The sequence below is a fragment of the Cytobacillus sp. genome (assembly GCF_032154635.1).
GTDB lineage: Bacteria > Bacillota > Bacilli > Bacillales > Cytobacillaceae > Cytobacillus.
This window is the reverse complement of record NZ_JALDXW010000057.1, coordinates 1-19,250: the sequence shown is the minus strand read 5'-3', so window position 1 is coordinate 19,250 and position 19,250 is coordinate 1. Positions and strand designations below refer to the sequence as shown.

The 19,250-nt window shown below is 37.6% G+C and carries 21 protein-coding genes and 1 tRNA gene; 6 read left to right on the top strand and 16 right to left on the bottom strand.

The genetic code is table 11. From position 1 onward, the window contains the following. Positions 1-8: 8 nt before the first annotated feature. The 4 genes from RUH74_RS22510 to RUH74_RS22495 form a co-directional block, all read right to left on the bottom strand. A tRNA-Val gene (locus tag RUH74_RS22510) sits at positions 9-80 on the bottom strand. Between the two features lie 98 nt (positions 81-178). Continuing rightward, positions 179-2,137 (bottom strand): TRAP transporter permease, encoded by a 1,959-nt coding sequence (locus RUH74_RS22505; RefSeq protein ID WP_313804568.1) that lies wholly within the window; start codon positions 2,135-2,137, stop codon positions 179-181. Then, positions 2,124-2,657: a DUF1850 domain-containing protein gene (locus RUH74_RS22500; protein ID WP_313804565.1), complete on the bottom strand. Its 534-nt coding sequence runs from the start codon at positions 2,655-2,657 to the stop codon at positions 2,124-2,126. The genes RUH74_RS22505 and RUH74_RS22500 overlap by 14 nt, the downstream gene beginning before the upstream one ends. A 145-nt stretch (positions 2,658-2,802) precedes the next feature. Further along, positions 2,803-3,813 carry a TAXI family TRAP transporter solute-binding subunit gene (locus RUH74_RS22495; RefSeq protein WP_313804562.1) on the bottom strand — a complete coding sequence of 337 codons (1,011 nt, stop codon included), beginning with the start codon at positions 3,811-3,813 and terminating at the stop codon, positions 2,803-2,805. A gap of 364 nt (positions 3,814-4,177) precedes the next feature. Here RUH74_RS22495 and RUH74_RS22490 point away from each other — a divergent pair, with 364 nt between their 5' ends. The 3 genes from RUH74_RS22490 to RUH74_RS22480 all read left to right on the top strand — a co-directional run bounded on the left by RUH74_RS22490 (position 4,178) and on the right by RUH74_RS22480 (position 6,086). Continuing rightward, positions 4,178-4,903 (top strand): alpha/beta hydrolase, encoded by a 726-nt coding sequence (locus RUH74_RS22490; protein ID WP_313804560.1) that lies wholly within the window; start codon positions 4,178-4,180, stop codon positions 4,901-4,903. A 241-nt stretch (positions 4,904-5,144) separates the two neighbouring features. Next, positions 5,145-5,657, top strand: a complete 513-nt coding sequence (locus RUH74_RS22485) for a YjcG family protein (RefSeq protein WP_313804558.1) — start codon at positions 5,145-5,147, stop codon at positions 5,655-5,657. Positions 5,658-5,663: 6 nt separating this feature from the next. Continuing rightward, a complete protein-coding gene (locus RUH74_RS22480; protein ID WP_313804571.1) occupies positions 5,664-6,086 on the top strand; it encodes a GNAT family N-acetyltransferase in 423 nt (140 codons plus the stop codon). A 48-nt stretch (positions 6,087-6,134) separates the two neighbouring features. Here RUH74_RS22480 and RUH74_RS22475 read toward each other — a convergent pair whose 3' ends face one another. After that, the gene (locus RUH74_RS22475) at positions 6,135-6,422 is read right to left on the bottom strand and encodes a hypothetical protein (RefSeq protein WP_313804556.1); all 288 of its coding nucleotides are present in this window, start codon (positions 6,420-6,422) and stop codon (positions 6,135-6,137) included. A gap of 133 nt (positions 6,423-6,555) precedes the next feature. On the opposite strand from RUH74_RS22475, the gene RUH74_RS22470 reads away from it, so the two are divergent. Then, positions 6,556-8,850 (top strand): UvrD-helicase domain-containing protein, encoded by a 2,295-nt coding sequence (locus RUH74_RS22470; protein WP_313804553.1) that lies wholly within the window; start codon positions 6,556-6,558, stop codon positions 8,848-8,850. Between the two features lie 40 nt (positions 8,851-8,890). On the opposite strand, the gene spoVIF is transcribed toward RUH74_RS22470, so the two are convergent. From spoVIF to RUH74_RS22435, 7 genes are all read right to left on the bottom strand, one after another. After that, entirely contained in the window at positions 8,891-9,145 is a 255-nt protein-coding gene (spoVIF, locus tag RUH74_RS22465) for a sporulation-specific transcription regulator SpoVIF (protein ID WP_313804550.1), read from the bottom strand. Positions 9,146-9,255: 110 nt separating this feature from the next. Continuing rightward, the gene (locus RUH74_RS22460; protein ID WP_313804547.1) at positions 9,256-9,396 is read right to left on the bottom strand and encodes a YjcZ family sporulation protein; all 141 of its coding nucleotides are present in this window, start codon (positions 9,394-9,396) and stop codon (positions 9,256-9,258) included. 109 nt (positions 9,397-9,505) lie between these two features. Continuing rightward, positions 9,506-9,862: a stage V sporulation protein AE gene (spoVAE, locus tag RUH74_RS22455; protein WP_313804544.1), complete on the bottom strand. Its 357-nt coding sequence runs from the start codon at positions 9,860-9,862 to the stop codon at positions 9,506-9,508. 15 nt (positions 9,863-9,877) lie between these two features. Next, the gene (gene spoVAD / locus RUH74_RS22450; protein ID WP_313804542.1) at positions 9,878-10,891 is read right to left on the bottom strand and encodes a stage V sporulation protein AD; all 1,014 of its coding nucleotides are present in this window, start codon (positions 10,889-10,891) and stop codon (positions 9,878-9,880) included. Beyond that, on the bottom strand, positions 10,891-11,370 hold the full coding sequence (gene spoVAC, locus RUH74_RS22445) for a stage V sporulation protein AC (protein ID WP_313804539.1): 480 nt from the start codon (positions 11,368-11,370) through the stop codon (positions 10,891-10,893). The genes spoVAD and spoVAC overlap by 1 nt, the downstream gene beginning before the upstream one ends. A gap of 15 nt (positions 11,371-11,385) precedes the next feature. Further along, positions 11,386-11,856 carry a sporulation protein gene (locus RUH74_RS22440; RefSeq protein WP_313804536.1) on the bottom strand — a complete coding sequence of 157 codons (471 nt, stop codon included), beginning with the start codon at positions 11,854-11,856 and terminating at the stop codon, positions 11,386-11,388. Between the two features lie 357 nt (positions 11,857-12,213). Further along, positions 12,214-12,570 carry a DUF1360 domain-containing protein gene (locus tag RUH74_RS22435; protein ID WP_313804534.1) on the bottom strand — a complete coding sequence of 119 codons (357 nt, stop codon included), beginning with the start codon at positions 12,568-12,570 and terminating at the stop codon, positions 12,214-12,216. 141 nt (positions 12,571-12,711) lie between these two features. Between RUH74_RS22435 and RUH74_RS22430 the strand changes: the two genes are divergently transcribed. Then, positions 12,712-13,218 (top strand): CotY/CotZ family spore coat protein, encoded by a 507-nt coding sequence (locus RUH74_RS22430; protein WP_313804532.1) that lies wholly within the window; start codon positions 12,712-12,714, stop codon positions 13,216-13,218. A 53-nt stretch (positions 13,219-13,271) separates the two neighbouring features. Here RUH74_RS22430 and RUH74_RS22425 read toward each other — a convergent pair whose 3' ends face one another. The 4 genes from RUH74_RS22425 to mgtE all read right to left on the bottom strand — a co-directional run bounded on the left by RUH74_RS22425 (position 13,272) and on the right by mgtE (position 18,177). After that, positions 13,272-13,850: a CotO family spore coat protein gene (locus RUH74_RS22425; RefSeq protein ID WP_313804530.1), complete on the bottom strand. Its 579-nt coding sequence runs from the start codon at positions 13,848-13,850 to the stop codon at positions 13,272-13,274. Positions 13,851-13,974: 124 nt separating this feature from the next. After that, positions 13,975-14,745, bottom strand: a complete 771-nt coding sequence (gene fabI, locus RUH74_RS22420; RefSeq protein ID WP_313804527.1) for an enoyl-ACP reductase FabI — start codon at positions 14,743-14,745, stop codon at positions 13,975-13,977. A 141-nt stretch (positions 14,746-14,886) separates the two neighbouring features. Then, a complete protein-coding gene (locus RUH74_RS22415; protein WP_313804524.1) occupies positions 14,887-16,749 on the bottom strand; it encodes a cation:proton antiporter domain-containing protein in 1,863 nt (620 codons plus the stop codon). An 87-nt stretch (positions 16,750-16,836) separates the two neighbouring features. Then, entirely contained in the window at positions 16,837-18,177 is a 1,341-nt protein-coding gene (gene mgtE, locus RUH74_RS22410) for a magnesium transporter (protein ID WP_396230150.1), read from the bottom strand. 262 nt (positions 18,178-18,439) lie between these two features. Here mgtE and prpE point away from each other — a divergent pair, with 262 nt between their 5' ends. Further along, on the top strand, positions 18,440-19,168 hold the full coding sequence (prpE, locus tag RUH74_RS22405; protein ID WP_313804518.1) for a bis(5'-nucleosyl)-tetraphosphatase PrpE: 729 nt from the start codon (positions 18,440-18,442) through the stop codon (positions 19,166-19,168). The last annotated feature ends 82 nt before the right edge of the window (positions 19,169-19,250 follow it).

The following is a 19,250-nucleotide window of genomic DNA, read 5'->3' as shown; positions in this document are numbered from 1 at the left end:
TTAAGGAATGATCTGAGAGGGATTTGAACCCCCGACCCCTACCCTGTCAAGGTAGTGTTCTCCCGCTGAACTATCAGATCGTTTTATTAGATACAAATTTAATTATATAAAAATAAAAAAAAAAGTCAATAATAATTAGAATAAAAGAAGACTCCCATTATAGGAGCCTCCTATACTATTAGGCAGTTTGTGGCTTCACCGTATCCTTACTCTTAAAAATATATTGCAGAACGATTAATCCAATGAAAATAACTAAGCCAATGATATCGGATAATCCTTCAGGATAAATAAGTAATAATCCGCCAACTATGCCCAGAATTCTCTCGAACCAATGTAGCTTGCGCATCCAGAAGCCGATGACTCCAGCTCCAATTGCCATCATTCCGGCTATAGCTGTAAATACTACCCAAATTAAATAATACCAAGTTGTATCAATCATTAATAGTTCAGGAGAGAGTACAAACATATATGGAATGATAAATGCCCCAATAGCCAATTTGGATGCATTTACCCCTGTTTTGATAGGATCCCCACCCGAAACGCCAGCTGCAGCAAATGCCGCAAGTGCTACCGGTGGTGTGATATCAGCAATTATCCCAAAGTAGAATACAAATAAATGGGCAGATAAATCAGGTACCCCCAGTAAAATAATTGCAGGTGCTGCAATTGTTGAAGTAATAACATAGTTAGCTGTTGTTGGCGAGCCCATCCCAAGGATAATTGCTGCAACCATTGTTAGCATCAATGTTGGTATCAAGTATCCTCCAGAAAAGTCAAGTAGACCATTTGCCATCTTTAACCCCAGACCCGTTTTAACAACAACCCCAACAATAATACCAGCTGCTGCTGTTGCAGCTGCTACACCTAGTGCAGTTCGTGCACCATCAACAAGTGCATCAATGAAATCCTTAAAATTAATGCGTGTATCTTTTCGAATTGCACTTACTACAATCGTCACAACAATGGACCATAAAGCTGCTCTGATGACACTCATCCCGCTCATTAATAAGACGATAACCGCAAGAATCGGCAGAAGCAGATAAATTTTCTTTAATACTTCCTTACGGTTCGGCAGCTCTTCCTCTTTTAACCCTCTAAGCCCTAAACGCTTCGCTTCAAAATGCGTCATAATCCATACACCCGTAAAATATAAAAGTGCAGGTATGGCTGCTGCTTTAGCTATTTCCCAATATGTTATGCCCCCGCCAATAAATTCAACCATCAGAAATGCTGCTGCACCCATGATTGGAGGCATAATTTGACCACCAGTGGATGCCGTTGCTTCTACAGCACCAGCAAATTCCTTTTTATAGCCGAGCTTTTTCATCATTGGAATCGTAAACGACCCAGAGGTAACAACATTTGCAACAGAACTTCCGCTGATCGTACCTTGCAGTGCACTTGAGAAGATAGCAACCTTAGCTGGGCCACCTATTCTTTTCCCTGCAATCGTTACAGCTAAGTCATTAAAGTATTGACCTACACCTGTTTTGACCAAGAATGATCCAAACAGCAAAAACAGAAAGATGAAGGTTGCAGATACACCTAATGGAGTACCTAATATCCCCTCTGTTGTAAAGAACATGGTTTGGATGAGTCTCTCAAGATCTAATCCGCGATGTGCAAGGAAACCGGGCATGTATGGACCGAAAATGGCATAGCCCAAAAATACAATGGCTATAATTGTAATTGGCAGTCCAACCGCACGGCGAGTAGCTTCAAGAACAAGCAGGACCGCTAATAGACCGACATAGAAGTCAATCTCTGTTAAACGTCCCGCTCTCATAACAATTTCATCAATAAACAATGGCCAATACGCACCGACTGCTACACTTAAGATAGCAAGAATAACATCATACCAGGCAACTTTATGCTTCTTCCCTTTATCTTTTTTTCTTGCAGGAAATAATAAGAAAATAAGTGCCAGCGCAAATCCTAAATGAACTGAACGCTGAAGCTGTGCCGTTAACATCCCGAATACACCTGTATATAAATGGAACAATGAGAACGAAAGTAGACCAATAAAAACAATCCACCCTAAAATGCCTTTTAGCTTTCTTGTTCCAGCCTCAGGATCATATTTTTCTAATATCTTCTGCTGTTCTTCTAATGATAATGTTTCCTCATGATTGCTCAAGGATGTTCACTCCTCTCAATTGCTGTATTAGATTAATTTTTTCAGCTTTTATTCTTACCCACGTACCAGGTTCGATGAAATGGGAAAGCGGGTATTCTTTTTCTCTAAATAAAACCGTATGATTCGCCCGTACTTTGCCCGTTCGAAGGTCAAAATAAGGAAAAATGCGGTTCATATTTTTAATATAGTATTTGCCATTCTTTTGCTCAAAAATTTCTCCATCAGAGGCATTTTCAGGCATACCTATCGCAAAATCTTCGTACATAAGTTCATACTGCTTAATTTCCTCATCCTCGGTAATGACATAACTTTCAACAACATCGGAAAGATGGATAGAATGAGTATATTTTATCTTAAAATGATCTTCTTTAGAAAATGGGATATAGGCAAGCATTTTACCAGTGTTTTGATACTGAAAAACCAATGCTTCCTTCATGGGAATGAAAATGATTATTGCGATGGTTACGATAATTAGAGGAACCAGGACTAGTAATTTAATGCCTGGTTTTTCAATTTTCATTTTAACCCCACCTAATCAATAAGGGATAAGTTACTGCTTTACTATTTCGCAAAAGGTCCTAAAAGATAACTTGACCGGTGTAAAAACCTATCGTAGGTTTTACAGCCGGTCAAATCTTCATTTCTTTGAATTGTATTCTAGCAGACTACTCAGCTTTTATGCCTTTTTCATCATAATATTTCTGTGCGCCTGGGTGAATCTCAATTCCAACACCTTTTACTGCATTTTCTGCACTGATTAGTTTTCCTTTAGCATGTGTAACTTTATCAAGATTTTCAAATATAGCCTTCGTTACATCATAAACAACATCTTCTGACAAATCGTTTGATACTACAAGCATCGCCTGAACCGCAACTGTTGACACTGCATCTTTTAATTTATATGTGCCCGCAGGTACTTCATCTTGAATGTAGTATGGATATTTCTCAATTAACGCATCGATTTTGTCTTGTGCGATTGGCACAATAACGATATCTTCTGTTGCAGAAAGTCCTTCAACTGCACCTGTAGGTGTTCCAGCTGTTACGAATGCTGCATCAATTGTACCGTCTTGAATACCAGCAGTAGATTCATCAAAAGAAAGATCCTGCTTTTGGATATCATCAAATGTCATGCCATGAATTTCAAGGATTTGCTCAGCATTTGGATTTGTACCAGAACCAGGTGCTCCGACAGAAACCTTTTTGCCTTTTAAATCCTCAACAGATTTAATGCCTGATTTTGCTGTTGTGACAATTTGGATCGTTTCAGGGTAAAGTGTTCCGATTGCGCTTACATTGTCAACCGCAGCGCCTTCGAACATTAATTTACCATCCTTCGCATATGATGCAATATCAGTTTGAGAGAAAGCAATTTCTGCAGCTCCATCTTTTAGAGCATTCATGTTCTCCGCAGAGGCGCCAGATACTTCAGCATTTGTTTGGATGCCAGTAGCATCTGAAATAATCTCAGCAAATGCACCACCTAACGGATAATATGTACCACCAGTACCGCCGGTAACTAGGCTCATGAATTTTGGCTTCTCTCCACCCTTATCTCCAGAATCTCCATTGTCTTTCTTTTCAGATCCCTCGTCAGAACCGCCGCCACATGCTGCAAGAAACATAGAAAGCGCTAACAGTAAAACGGTTACGAGAAGAAAACTTTTCTTCTTCATACATATGCCCCCTTTGATAGTTTTACAGATTCTCAGTCTATATATTAACATAAATATTATCATAATTGTCAATAAATACTCATTTTATCCATTAATCAATTTAATGAAAAAGTCTGAGTTATTCCTTCCATTCATGCTTTAAGACTCAAAAATATGCAAGATTTATGCAAAAAGTTTGAATAGGAGAATTTTGATTTCATAAGCATGATTTTCGAAAAATCATCCATATTATAACAGACCTGTTTCTTTCTGGTCACTTTTTGTAAATATCACTTATTTTTAGACTCTAAAAAAAGCATTTCCACTTATATTATGTTAAAATATCATGCAAAGCTTTACATATCATCAAATGGAGGAATCATCAATGGAAAATTCAAAAGGATCAATCAGAGATGTAACATTTTCTAGTAAAGAGCTGGGGGAAGACGTTGAGCTTCTCATTTACTTGCCAGCTACCTTTACTCCTTTATATAAGTATTCAATTATTATTGCACCTGATGGCAAGGATTACTTTCAACTAGGAAGAATTGGCAGGACTGCTGATGAATTATTAAAAAACAGAGAAATTGAAAACATTATTGTTGTTGGCATCCCGTACAAAAATGTAGAGGATCGCTGGAAAAAGTATCATCCAAATGGAGAACAGAACAAAGCATTTATCCGTTTCTTGGCGCATGAGCTAGTGCCATATATTGATCAGGAATTCCCTACTTATCAAATGGGAATGGGACGTGCTTTAATTGGTGATTCACTTGCTGCAACTGTTTCATTAATGGCAGCTTTAGAATATCCGCATACCTTTGGGAAAGTTATGCTTCAATCACCAATGGTTGATGAAAATGTCTTAAATGCTGTTAAAGAAGCAGCACAGCCACATTTAACAAGTATTTATCATGTCATTGGGAAACAAGAAACAGCGGTGCAAACGACTAAAAAGGAAGAAAAGGATTTCCTTACTCCAAATAGAGAGCTATCGAAACTGTTTAGTGAAAAAGGCTTCCCCTATTTCTACGATGAATTTGACGGGGACCATACATGGACATATTGGCAGCCTGATTTAAAACGCGCATTAAAGAAAATGTTTTCTTAATATAATTTTAAACGAGCATTTTTGGCTATTTATTGAGGAAAGAGCGAAGCCTCGCATTAAGGCGGGCTTCGCTCTTTTTCTAAACTTTTTCATATGATCCTTCATTCCTTTCTTGAAAATTAAGCATTCCTATACTTTATATTTGGAAAATTTGTTATAATGGGCGTATACAATCTTTTCTTATTGATTGCGATAGCTTGCAAATATGAAGTTTATTAAATCTATTTATGGAGGTTATGTTATGAAGTTAGGTATCGTTATTTTCCCTTCAAAAAAACTGCAGGATGAAGCCAACTCGTATCGAAAACGATACGATCCAAATTACTCATTAATCCCTCCGCATTTAACGCTCAAACCAAGTTTTCACGCTTCCGAAGATCAAATTGAACAGTTTACGATGATTTTAGATGAAATATCAAAAAAATTTGAGCCTTTTCAAATTAAAACTATAAAATTCAGTTCATTTAAACCAGTGAATAATGTCATTTATTATAAAATTGAAGCTTCAAAAATGCTAGAAGAACTTCAGAAAACAATTAATGATAAAATTTCTGCTGATACGCCAGAATATGCTTTTGTGCCACACATTACAATTGGGCAGCAATTATCCAATGACGAGCATTCAGACGTATATGGCTCATTACGAATGAACCAATTTAATTATGAGGAAACAGTCGATCGTTTCCATCTATTATATCAGCTTGAAAATGGCTCATGGACAGTATATGAAACATTTCGACTTGGAAAGGAATAAAGAATGATGGAAGTAAAAATTGTATCAAATGACAATCAACTGCAAGATGCTTTTTCTATTCGTAAAAAGGTCTTTGTTGACGAGCAGCATGTACCTTTAGAGGAAGAGATTGATCAATTTGAAGAGGAGGCCGTTCATTTCCTTCTATACGATAAGAACTTGCCCATCGGTGCTGGCAGATTCCGTTCCGTTGATGGCATCGGAAAAGTTGAAAGAATTTGTGTTTTGGAACATCATCGCAAATCCGGCTCGGGAAAAGCCATCATGGATAAAATCGAAGAATACGGAAAAAAAGAAGGATTTAAAAAACTAAAGCTAAATGCTCAAACACAGGCGATTCCCTTTTATAGCAAACTCGGTTATGAAATTATCTCTGAGGAATTTTTAGATGCGGGAATCCCACATCGTACAATGATTAAACAAATATAAAAAACTTCTGTCCAATGGACAGAAGTTTTTTCATTCAAGAAACGAGATTTAAACGGACTCATTATAAAAAATACCCTTTCCAGTTAATAGACTTTGCAGCTTTTCTATTCTAGCTTTTCTATCCGAGCTTCTATTATCCAATTTTTCTTGAACGCTTTTTGATTTTTTTATTGCTAATGTCTGACCTTCTAGTGTCGGCTGATTATATTCTCGAGGATTAGTTAAGGGTTTAATTCTATTGATAGGTACAAATCGATAAGGATTATACCCTTTATTCACTACTCTCTCTGCATACTGGCTATATTGATAATTTGTAACAGGTGCGATATACCCCATTAATCATCCCTCCCGTTATATAGATATACGAACCAATAGTTGATTTTATGTTCCCTTTTACGAATTAGTTTAATTTTGTTATGATAGGGATTGTCTTTGTTTTACTGAAAAAGGTTGAAAAAGAGGAAATAAAATGAAAACAGCCATGCTGCATAATAAAATAATAAATCTTAATAGAGTGAGCAGAGAAATCTTTCAGTCCCTGTATGACAATGGGAAAAAAGGAAATCTTCAATGCCCAGTTTGTAAGGAAAAAGTTCGATTTTATATAGGAATAAATCTGGAGCCTCATTTCTATCATATTCCTGAGCATAACCATTCGTGTGAAGATCCAAGTGTTTCCCCCTCTTTATCTCAAGAAAAAGGAGAGTATGAAGAGCGGAATGGATTTAGAATACCTGTATCACGTAGCATTACATCCGTTCACGAGCCAGAACATAAAATTAAAAAAGCTCAAACAGTGAAGAATATACCTCCCTTTATTCCAGACAGTATGACCAATAAGGAGTACCCCTATAATTATTTACATACTTTAACCCAGTCTGGAGTCATTCTTGATAGTGAGCAAGCGGATGCAGTATCACGAACAGATGGCCCGCTTCTCGTATTAGCAGGTGCAGGCAGCGGAAAAACAAGGGTCTTAACAACACGTACAGCTTTCATGATTCAAGAAAAAGGAATTAATCCTTCATCCATTATGCTAGTTACTTTTACTGCAAAAGCTGCTGCCGAAATGAAAGAAAGACTTTCCCGCTACCCCAAGATGGGAAGCCAGGAAATCCGGCAAATTGTTTCTGGCACCTTTCATAGTATTTTTTTCCGGATCTTATCCTTTCATGCCCCTGAGAAATGGTCATCTAAAAAATTATTAAGCAAAGGCTGGCAGCGTGAGCAAATGATTAAGCAAGCTGGGAGGGAATTAAACTTAGATGAAAAAGAATTTGCCTATGATCTTGCTCTTCAACAAATAGGACTGTGGAAGAATACACTTATTTCACCTGAAAAAGTTAAACCAGCATCGTCATGGGAGGAAAGTACTGCAAATCTGTATAACAAGTACGAACAAGCGAAAAGAAAAGAAGGTCTTTTCGATTTCGATGACATGCTGACAGGATGTTTTGATCTCTTTCTCCAAAACCCTACTATTCTCGAAAACTACCAAAATCGTTTTCAATACTTCTTAATTGACGAGTTTCAAGATATTAACAAGGTACAGTATGAATTAATAAAAATGCTTTCAGCAAAGTCTAAAAATGTTTGTGCTGTAGGAGATGATGACCAATCTATCTATGCATTTCGCGGCAGTGACCCTGATTACCTGCTAGATTTTGAAAAAGATTTTCCTGGGGCAGAAGTTATTTCTTTAAAACAAAATTATCGCTCCACCCATGAAATTGTTTCAACGGCGAATCAAGTGATTTTAAAAAACAAAAAAAGACGAGCAAAAAAAATGAAAGCTCAATATTCTTCAGAAAAATTCCCTTGCCTGTTTTATCCTTATGATGAGGAGGAAGAAGCCACATCTATAGTCACTGATATTCAGGAGAAAATTGAAAAAGGCTTCGAACCTAGAGACTTCGCTATCCTGTTTCGGACCAATACAGAAAGCCGTGCTATTTTTGAACGGCTTGCGAATTCTAGCCTTCCGTTCAGAATTGATCAAGACGCTGAATCCTTTTATGACCGGTTCATTGTGAGAAGCATGCTTTCCTTTTTGCAATTAGCTTTAAATGAAGATGATAAAGGAGCAATACAAAATATTCTTCCTGCTCTTTTTATCAAACAAACGGTTATTAAGGACATGATGGCAGAAAGCATTTTAAATGACTGCTCTCTTCTAGAATGCTTAAAACAGGTAAAGACAGGTTTTGCTTTTCAAGAAAATAAATTAAAAAAAGTAATCCCTGTTATTCGCTCCATTACGCGCCTTTCTCCTCTTATGGCAATTGAAACAATTGAAAAAGAACTAGGATTTCAAGACTTCATTAAAAAGCGCGGCAATGAAGGAAATAAAATGGAAAAGGGCTCAGATGATCTTAAGGATTTAAAGGTAGCGGCAAAAAGCTTTACTTCCATTCATGAATTTTTAGAACATACAAATCATATGAAGGCAATGAGCAAAGAAATAAAGGAACTCAGCAGAAAATATCATAACGCGATTACATTAAGTACCATTCATCGTGCCAAAGGGCTAGAATATAAGGTCGTTTATATTATAGGTGCTGTGGATGGCAGCCTTCCGCATGACCATGCACTTGAAGCCTATAGAAATGGAGATTTTTCCCCGATTGAGGAAGAAAGACGACTGATGTATGTTGCCATTACACGGGCAATGGAGCACTTATATATTTCAGTACCAGAAAAAAGACGCGGTAAGAAGGCCTACCCTTCTAGATTCTTGTCACCGGTTACCAGAGAGAAAAAATAAAAATAAGAATGGACCTGGTACATTTTCCAGGCCCATCCCTTTACTTATTATTAATCATTTTTGAAATTGTACCAAAATCAAGCTGTTTTCCATCAGTAACAATCGATTTTACAATCTTATCTTCTGTTTCTTTAGAGACTGGTTTGTTTGCAATTTGTGAAACTCTTCTTATTACGCCTCTAACTGTTTTTTCATCTTTAAAATTAGCATTTTGCAATGAATTGGCTAATTCAAATACATCATTCATATTAACGCCTGTTTTCTTTTCCAGGTTTTTAAAGAAGTTATTATCCATGTAAAGATCACGCTCCTTATAGTAGGCTACTTTATATAGTATGAAGGAGCGTGAAAAGTGTGAGTGGCAACGGTTATTCATACTAATAAATAACCAACCATACTCTCGGGTTAATTATAGAAACTTGCACCAACTATAATTAGAAGAATAAACAATACGACAATTAGCACAAATGTAGATCCCGTGTAGCCACCGCCATATCCATAGCCGCCGTAGCCGTAGCCGCCGCATCCTCCAAAGCCAAAGCCCATACCTATCACCTCACTTTTTCAAGTCTTTACAACATATGTAAAACAACAAAAGGTGTATAGGCAAGCCCCTAAACCATATATTTCTTTATTCCAGTTTAAGATTCCATTTTTATCCCTTTGGCTTAAAAATCAGTGCGCCGATAAACCCAAAAACAATTGCTGCAGATATACCTGAGCTTGTAACTTCAAACATTCCCGATAAGACCCCGACTAGCCCGTGCTTTTCTGCCTCAGCCATCGCCCCATGGACAAGGGAGTTTCCAAAGCTTGTTATCGGAATCGTTGCTCCAGCACCTGCAAAATCAATTAACGGCTCATATAATCCGACCCCATCTAGGACTGCACCAATAACCACAAGTAAGCTTAAAGTATGCCCTGGCGTTAATTTTGCCACATCAAATAATAATTGACCGATCACACAGAATAGCCCACCAACAACAAATGCCCAAAAGAACATTGCAAACATCTTTTTCCCTCCTTCTTAATCCATCTCAATAGAAACCGCATGAGCGATGCAAGGGATGGTTTCGTTTTGCTGAAAAGTTAACGGAGAAAGAAGCGCACCCGTTGCCACAACAAGTATCTTTTTATAGATTCCTTCCTTCATTTGGTTCAATAAGTGCCCATAAAGAACAGTAGCTGAGCATCCCGCACCACTCCCTCCTGCATTGACAGGCTGCTCTTCTTTATAAAGGAGTAATCCGCAATCCTGAAATTTGCTTCTTTCAATTTTTAAACCGGCATTTTTTAATAATTCATAGGTTGTATTTTGGCCGATCTCCCCTAAATCCCCAGTTACAATAAGATCATAATAAGAAGGATCGATTTGTAAGTCCTTAAAATGAGCCATTATCGTATCTGCTGCTGCTGGAGCCATTGCTCCCCCCATATTAAACGGATCAGTCAACCCCATATCAACGACTTTGCCTATTGTCGCTGATGTTGTAACAGGCATATTTTGAGCACCTTCATTTGCTGCTAAAATAGCCATACCTGCACCTGTAATTGTCCACTGGGCGGTTGGCGGTTTTTGCCCTCCATATTCAGTAGGGTATCTGAATTGTTTTTCAACAGCCGCATTATGGCTAGAAGCACCAGTTAAAATATGCTTTGCGCCCTGATAGTTAATCATAAACGAACCGAGAGCAAGTCCTTCCATTGAAGTCGAACAGGCGCCAAATATACCGAAATATGGAATTTGATTTGTCCGTGCACTCATACTCGATGGAGTAATTTGGTTGATTAAATCTCCCGCGATAAAGAAATGGATATCTTCCTCCTGTAAGTTTGCTCTTTGAAGCGCAACCTGACTGGCTTCCTCAATTAACACACGGTGTGCCTTTTCATAAGAGTCCTGCCCCATCCATAAATCGTCATGAAGAATATCAAAATCACTGGCAAGCTTCCCATTCGCTTCAAATGGACCTCCTGACACTCCAGTCGCAATGATCACTGGGCGATTGTTAAAAATCCAGGATTGTTTTCCTTTCAGCATTACAAAACCCCCCATTGAATGAGTACAGTTTTGATCAGAGCAACGACAAAAGCAGAAAATACACCAAAAAGAATAACAGAACCAGCAAGTTTAAACATATTCCCGCCAACGCCAAGAACAAAACCTTCCGTACGATGTTCAATTGCAGCTGAAATAACGGCATTTCCAAAGCCCGTAACCGGTACAGCACTTCCCGCACCTGCATATTGCCCTAGATGATCATAGACCCCAAAACCAGTTAAAAGCATGGAGAAAAATACCATAGTAGCTACTGTAGGGTTGCCAGCCGTTTGTTCAGTGAAATTAAAAAAATAAATATAAAAATATGTAACCGCTTGGCCAATTGTACAAATTAACCCGCCCACCCAGAACGCTCTAAGACAATTTTTAAAGATAGGCCGTTTCAATTCATGTTTTTGTTGAAGGCCTTGATATTTTTGTTGAGCAGGTGTCATATTTTTCTTTTTTTTATCCGCCATTGCCAATTCTCCCTTCTATGCCATTTCCTTTTTCAATTTAATAATTTCCTTTAATCTTTTGTTTGCCTCTTCTTCAGAATAATCAGGTTTTTCCATCTTTTCTTTTAACTTAATAGCCTCTAAAAAAATCTTATAATCGCTTGATACTGTAAATTTTTCATCTGGAAATTTCTTTTCAAGCATCCCCTTTATTTTCTTCTCAATTTTCTTCATATGAAACCGTTGAAGATGTTTTACCTTATACACAACAAGTGTATCCTCTGTCCCTTTCACAACCGCTACATCATATAACTCCTTATACGATGTGATTTCCTTTTTAATGTCAGCCGCTACATCTACGTTTCCTTTTGTTTTTTTATCAATTAAAACGGGTTTAGGATCCGTTTTTTTGATTAGGGCCATTTCGCTATCATTTGATTCATTTTGGCTGCATCCAGCTAATACAAGCAAAAGATAAAGAACGATAAACACATATTTTTTTCTCATGACTAACCCTTCCCATTCAGAATTCATTTATGATTATTGTCCACGAAAGAATGTGAAATTATGAATCAATTCCCATAGGCTCTTATTTCCAATTACAAAAAAATCAGCCGGCACGTACCGGCTGATTTTTAGCTCGTTTTTTTCTTTCCGCATCCACACCCTTTTTTCTTCTTTTTTACTGGCTGCGGCTTTATTTCGACTGGTTGACCGTATTTAGATAACAACACTTTCGCCTCCCCTTATTCCTGTTTAGCTATGACCATTCAGATTAGATAAGTATTCGAGATATAATATGAGAAATTGCCGTTCCTTGTGTAACACAGATGCCTATGGAAACTAGTATTTGTAATAAGCGGGCTACTCTTCCATCCATTTCTGTACAGCTGTTTCAATTAATGCTGCCAGGCCTGCAACAGCTAATACAAGGAGAATAGGCAATGTATAAGGCGTATTGTATAAATACAATACACATAAAAAGATAGATACCCACACACCTGTACACCAGTAACAGCTAAGCAGATTACCAAAGAATCCGCGGATACTCCCTTTTTTAGGAACCAAATATATTTCTATTTCTCCGTCCTTATTTGTCTCTTCTAGTTCTTCAAAAAACGGCCGTCTAATAAATTCAGTTATTTTATCATAGACGAGAAGCCTTGTCAGGCGGAAGCTAGCTAATGCTAATATAAGCAATTCCATTAATGAAATAGACATATTCAATTCCTCCAGCACTTATTTATTTCGAAAAAAAAGCCTATTTTTCCATAAAACAAGGCGTTTGTCCGTTACCCATTGGGTAGTTCGGCAATATGTTAATAGTGTAGTATCACAAGAATCAAACAAGGAGGAAATAAAATGGGTTGTGGAAAAAAAGGCGACTTCAAAGGCAACAGCTGTGTGTGCGAAGTAGTTCGTGCAATAAAAGATATTCAAGATAATGCAGAAGATGTATGTGAATGTCCTTCCAACTGTTTCTTAGAGCCGTTAGGGCATATCTCACCTGGAAAAAAGAAACATAGACATCCAGATACTCGTGTTTTTGTTTTAAAAACTGCTGACGGATCACCGTTTCATGCATTTTTCACTGGTAACGAATGTGCATGTGTTTCTATCTTTTTCCGCGTAGAAGATATCTTTGATAACTGCTGCGCAGTGCTTCGTGTGCTTGAACCGGTAAATAGAATTCCGGGACCAGATAACGATCGAACAGTTGACCTAACAAAAAATTGCTGCATTGACCTAGAAAAAGTGTGTAAAGTTGACTACTTCCGGGCTACAGATAGCTGTATTACTGTAGATCTAAGCTGCTTCTGCGCAGTTCAATGTATTGATGACGTTTTTCTTGGCATTTGCGAAGATTAAACTTCCATCAAAATGCAGCCAGTCGTTAATAGACGACTGGCTTTTTTAATCAATCATCTTCGTAAACCAATCATTTTTATGTCCTTTAGCTCACCTAACGAAATCTTCTTCATTTCCCCATTAAGCAGTTTAATTTCTATAAAGTCATTTAAATGGCTGTTTAGAAACCCCTTAACTGTATTTTCATTTGTAATAAATAAACACGGAACTGGTGGCAGCTGCTTTGGAAACTCCATTAAATATTGCAGCCTTTCCATCATGCTCATTTCTTTAAAGCTTTTTACTCTTTGAAATGAAGGCTTACGGTCTGTACGCATTGAAAAAGCAGTATTTTCCTCTACTTTTCTGCGATCTGTTTCAAACTCTTCTAGTGCATCCTGAACCTTTTCCTGTTGATATAGATTCGTCTTTTTCATTTTTTCTTCTTGGTCTGCTTTTGGAAGCTTCGTGTTAGAAGCCTTTTCCTCTCCTACTTCTTGTTTTTGATTCATCTCTATCGATTCGCTTATTTGAGCTGTTTTAAGTGATTCAGCTCTTTTGCTGGAGTACGTTTCCTGCATTTTTATAGTAGGAAATTGAAAAGTTGGCTGTTGAATGTAAAACAATGGTTCCTTCTCTTTCCTTTTTGTCATCTTCATCCACCTCCAAGACAAATGTGTTCACCCTATATGTATGCAAAATGACTAATGACGTTGCTTGAGGAATTAAAAAAACCTGCTTCACTTATGTGAGCAGGTCGTTTTAATGCTTATTGTATTAGACAATATGGAAACCAGAATCAACGTGAATATTTTCTCCTGTTATTCCTCGCGATAATTCACTGAAAAGGAATACAGCTGTATCGCCTACCTCTTCAGGTGTAGTTGTTCTGCGAAGTGGTGAACGCTCTTCAATTTCTTTCAAGATTGAATTAAAATCACTTACACCCTTTGCAGATAATGTACGGATAGGTCCAGCCGAAATGGAATTCACTCTAATCCCTTCTTTACCTAAGTCAGCTGCTAAATATTTCACACTTGCATCAAGAGAGGCTTTAGCTACTCCCATAACATTGTAGTTTTTAATCGCACGCTCACCGCCAAGATACGTTAACGTCACGATACTTCCGCCTTCAGTCATCAACTTCTTCGCTTCTTTCGCAACAGCTGTTAATGAATAAGAGCTAATATTATGAGCAAGCAAGAAGCCATCACGAGTTGTATTCATGTAATCGCCTTGAAGTTCTTCCTTATTTGCAAATGCGATACAGTGAGCAACTCCGTGGATTGTACCAGCCTTCTCTTTAATATCCTCAAAGCACTTAGCAATTTCTTCATCGACTGTTACATCACATGGTAGGACTAATGATTGCCCATCCCCAAGGGATTCCGCCAGTTCTCGAACACCTTTTTCCATTCTTTCACCTGCATATGTGAAAATTAAACGAGCACCAGCTGTATGCAGTGATCTAGCAATTCCCCATGCAATACTGCGTTTATTGGCAACACCCATAACAACAAATGTTTTTCCATTTAATGAAAGTGTCATTTTGAATCCTCCTGATTTATTACAAGTTATTAGTACCTAGTGCTAATTTTACTATACATTTGATAAAAAGAAAAGGAATCTTATTGAAAAAAGGCAGTAAAAAAGCTAGTCTGCATTTTTCTTGCAGACTAGCTAATAACTTTAACACCACTCGCAAAATTCCAGTTCCCGTTTGAGCTCATCAACATATTCCTTCGTACCTGTTACAATTAATCGGTCATTTAATTGAAGCTCTGTATCCCCATGCGGAACAATGGAGTCATGCCCACGGAATATCCGTACGAAAATAACATCGCCAGTGAACGGGAATGCTCTTAATGACATCCCTTCAAACTGGTTATTTAACAGCTTAATTTCATACAAAGCCGTTTCCTGATTCGTTAAAATATTCATTACACTTGGTGATTCTATCAATGCTCTAAGCAATGTTTTTTGCGACATTAATACTGAAAATACTTCAATATCATGTTCCCACAAGCTTTCTTGCAAGTCAGGACTTTCAAGACGGCAAATCACCCGATCGACTCCATACTCTTTAAAAGCAATAGCGAGGGTCGCATTTGTTTCTTCTTCTCCTGTGGAAATAACAACGATATCAGAATTTGCCGCTTCTGTTTCTTCAAGCGATTGAAGGGAATAATCCTCTAATTCATTAATTTCAAATAAAGAATCAGATATAGTTTTATCTGCCTTTTCTAGTTTTTTATGATATAGAGTCGGCTCATATAATCCCGTTTTCAGCTCGCTATAAACGGGCAGTGTTAACTGATTTGCACCAATAAAGGTCACCTTTAGTTTCTTTTCGGTATTATTCTCCTTAGGGAATAGCTTCTTAAAAACAATTGGTGTAAAAATACTCGTAATGACCGCTACAAGAATTAATGTTCCGCTCATTTCGGAGGTTATCACGCCAATCCTTTCACCAATCGTTGCAGCTGCAATGACTAACGATAAGGTTGACGTTAATAAAAATGCAGAAGCGATCACTGTATTTTTGTCATACCACCGTTTTAATAAATAGACTGGAAGAATTTTTGATACTAGCAGCCCAATTAATAAAAGCGGAATTAACATCAGCATTTTCTTATCGCTTAATAAGGACCATACATTTAAATCTACACCAACCATCACAAAGAATATCGGGATCAAGAAACCATAACCAAATGAATCCAACTTATGGACAAGCTCTTGGTTAGGTGCCAATAAAGACACAAGTACGCCTGCAAGGAACGCACCTAGAATATTTTCAGCGCCAACTGTTTCGGAAAGTGCAACAAGAAAAATAATTAGTGCAAATACAGCCCTTGTTCCGATTTGCACAGTCCCAGTAGCCATTACCTCAACAAATTTGCGATTTTTAAACCTTCTACCGATGAAATACAACAATATTCCAACAGCAAAGAGAATCAGCAATAACCATGTATTCCCTTCTCCCCCACCATATAAAGAAACGAATACGGCTAATAAGATCATCGTTACTAGATCAGCAATAACCGCTATTAACAAAATAATTTGGCCAATTGTTGTTTTCATTAAATGCGCTTCCTTTAAAGTCGGAACGACAACACCTAATGAAATCGTAGAAATAATTAAGGTCATTAAGAAAACATTATCAATAAAGCCCATCAGGACAAACAGATAGGACAAACCTAATGAAACAACAAAAATGCCTATAAAAATAAGTGTTGAAACTAAAAAGGCATTTGGTTCTAATTTACCGCTCGGAAGCTTTTCTCTCTTTTTTTTCCCGGAGAAAGCGGTAAAGTCTATTTCTAAGCCACTAAGGAACATAAGAAAAATAAATCCAAGCGTTGATAATGTTTCAAGCCACATATCGGGATGGACAAGATTAAATCCACTTTTCCCAATGACTAAGCCCATTAAAATTTCTGCTACAACGACTGGCAGAAAATTCATCTTCAGCCGATGCAGCAGAATGGGAGTTAGAAATGCAACAATAATAACAATTACTAAGGATGCAACCGATGCGCCATGTTCTTCCATCGAATCTCCCCTTTCGAAAAAATAATAAAAATGTCCACTCTAGAAAAACAAACAGCCTAACTTTGTCCATGAGTGGTGCCAGGCACCCTAAAGCAGATAGCTCATGAATAATGTAGCCATGCCAAAATAAATTAATATACTGATTAAATCATTGATTGTTGTTATGAATGGTCCTGAAGCAACAGCTGGATCAATCTTAAACTTATGCATAATCAGTGGGATAAGAGCGCCTGCTAAAGTAGCTACAATTAATGTACATAGAATGGAAATACCTACTAGTATACCTAAAAAAATATTTCCTTTCCAAATAAAAATGATCATTGCTACAAGTACACCGCAAATGGCACCAGTTATCAACCCGGTACCGGCTTCCCTAATAATCAACTTCCATTTACTTTCCTTTTCTAAATCACCGGTGGCAATCCCGCGGACAGCAACTGCAAGTGCCTGGGTTCCCGTATTCCCTGCCATGCCGGCAATTAACGGGATAAAAACAGCTAAAATAGCTACTTTATTTAAAGTTTCCTCAAATCGCCCAATTAAGCTTGCAGTCATCATTCCAAGAAACAATAAGATAATCAGCCATGGCAGCCGCTTACGTGCAGCTGAGATTGGATTTCGGTCAATTGTATCCATATCAGATACTGCAGCAAGCTTGGAGTAGTCATCCGATGCTTCTTCTTCCATGACATCCATTACATCATCAACCGTTATGATTCCTAATAAATGATTTTGAAAATCAACAACTGGCAGGGCTAGGAAATTATAATCCTTTATTTTTCGGGCAACCTCTTCCTGGTCATCACCTACCGAAACGGAAACAATCCGGTCATTCGTAATATCTGCAATCATTGTGTCATCATCATTTACAATTAAGTCCCTTAAAGAAATAACACCTAATAATCGTTTTTGTTCATCTAATACATAGATATAGTAAATCGTTTCCGCTTTTGGAGCCTCATTCTTTAAAATATACATCGCTGATCGTACCGTTTGATTAGCTGAAATCGATACAAAATCAGTTGTCATGATACTTCCAGCTGTATACTCTTCATAATGCAGAAGATCCTTAATTTCCTGTGCCGCTTCCTCATCCATAATAGTTAAGTAGCTGACTACCTGGTCTTTTTCAAGCTCATTTAATACGTCAACTGCATCATCGACATACATCTTTGAGATCATGTCTGCAGCGTAATTCGGATTCATTTCTGCAAGGACATCTTTATATTCATCATCATCTATTTCTAGGTTTTCAAATAGAGTTGCCATTTCCTCAGGAGAGAGGTAATGATAAATTTTCTCACGATGCTCCTCATCCAATTCCTTAAAAAATGAAGCCTGGTCATAAGGATGCAATTCTAAAAATTCTGCACGGAATCCTTCAATATCTTCATTTTTTAAAGAATCGATTAATAAATCCTTATTCATATGATGGACTGCATGCTCTTCTTTTACTTCTTCCACCTGCATTCCCTCCTTTCTTCTCTTCTTCAATACCTCATAATACTAGCAAATCTTCACTTTTTTGTCGCTTACTATTAATTAATTTCATTTTTTTTATTTACTTTCCCCTGAAAAAGGCATTTAAATCACGGGTGGATTCAGGTTTAGTCTAATGATTGGATAGAACAAATGTAGAAATGAAATGATAAAATGGACTACATAAGAATGGCTAAGGTAGGTGTATGGGATGGAAGTAGATATTATTGGAGATATACATGGGTGCTATCAAGAATTTTGGGAGCTGACAAAAAAGCTTGGATATGAGTGGAATTCTGAAGGGATTCCTATTCATAAAAATGGAAGAAAGTTAGCTTTTGTCGGTGACTTGACGGATCGCGGACCCCACTCTCTTAAAGTTGCTGAAACAGTGTCTTCCCTTGTAAACAAGGGATTAGGTTACTATGTTCCAGGGAATCACTGCAATAAGCTATATCGATTTTTTCTAGGCAATAAGGTGCAGCACACACATGGTCTTGAAACAACAGTTGCCGAATATGAAGGCCTCGATAAAAAAAAGAAGGAGAAGATTCGTGAGAAGTTTATTCAGCTATATGAAAATGCCCCCTTACATATGATCCTCGATAATGGGAAGCTTGTTATTGCCCATGCAGGCATCCGGGAAGATCTAATCGGGAAAGACTCAAATAAAGTCAAAACCTTTGTTTTGTATGGGGATATAACTGGCGAAAAACATCCGGATGGTTCTCCTGTCAGGCGTGACTGGGCAAAACAATATGAAGGTGATGCTGTCATCGTTTACGGACATACCCCCGTTAAAGAAGCTCGTATTGTAAACAATACATACAATATAGATACAGGCGCAGTCTTCGGCAATAAATTGACAGCACTTAAATACCCTGAGATGCAAATCGTTTCCGTGCCATCTAGCATGCCTCTAGTTGAGGAGAAGTTTTGAAAGATGTAGCCTGGAGGGAATATATTTATGAATCCATAAAAAATTTCGTGATCCCGGATATTCTTGAGTCGAAAATATTTTA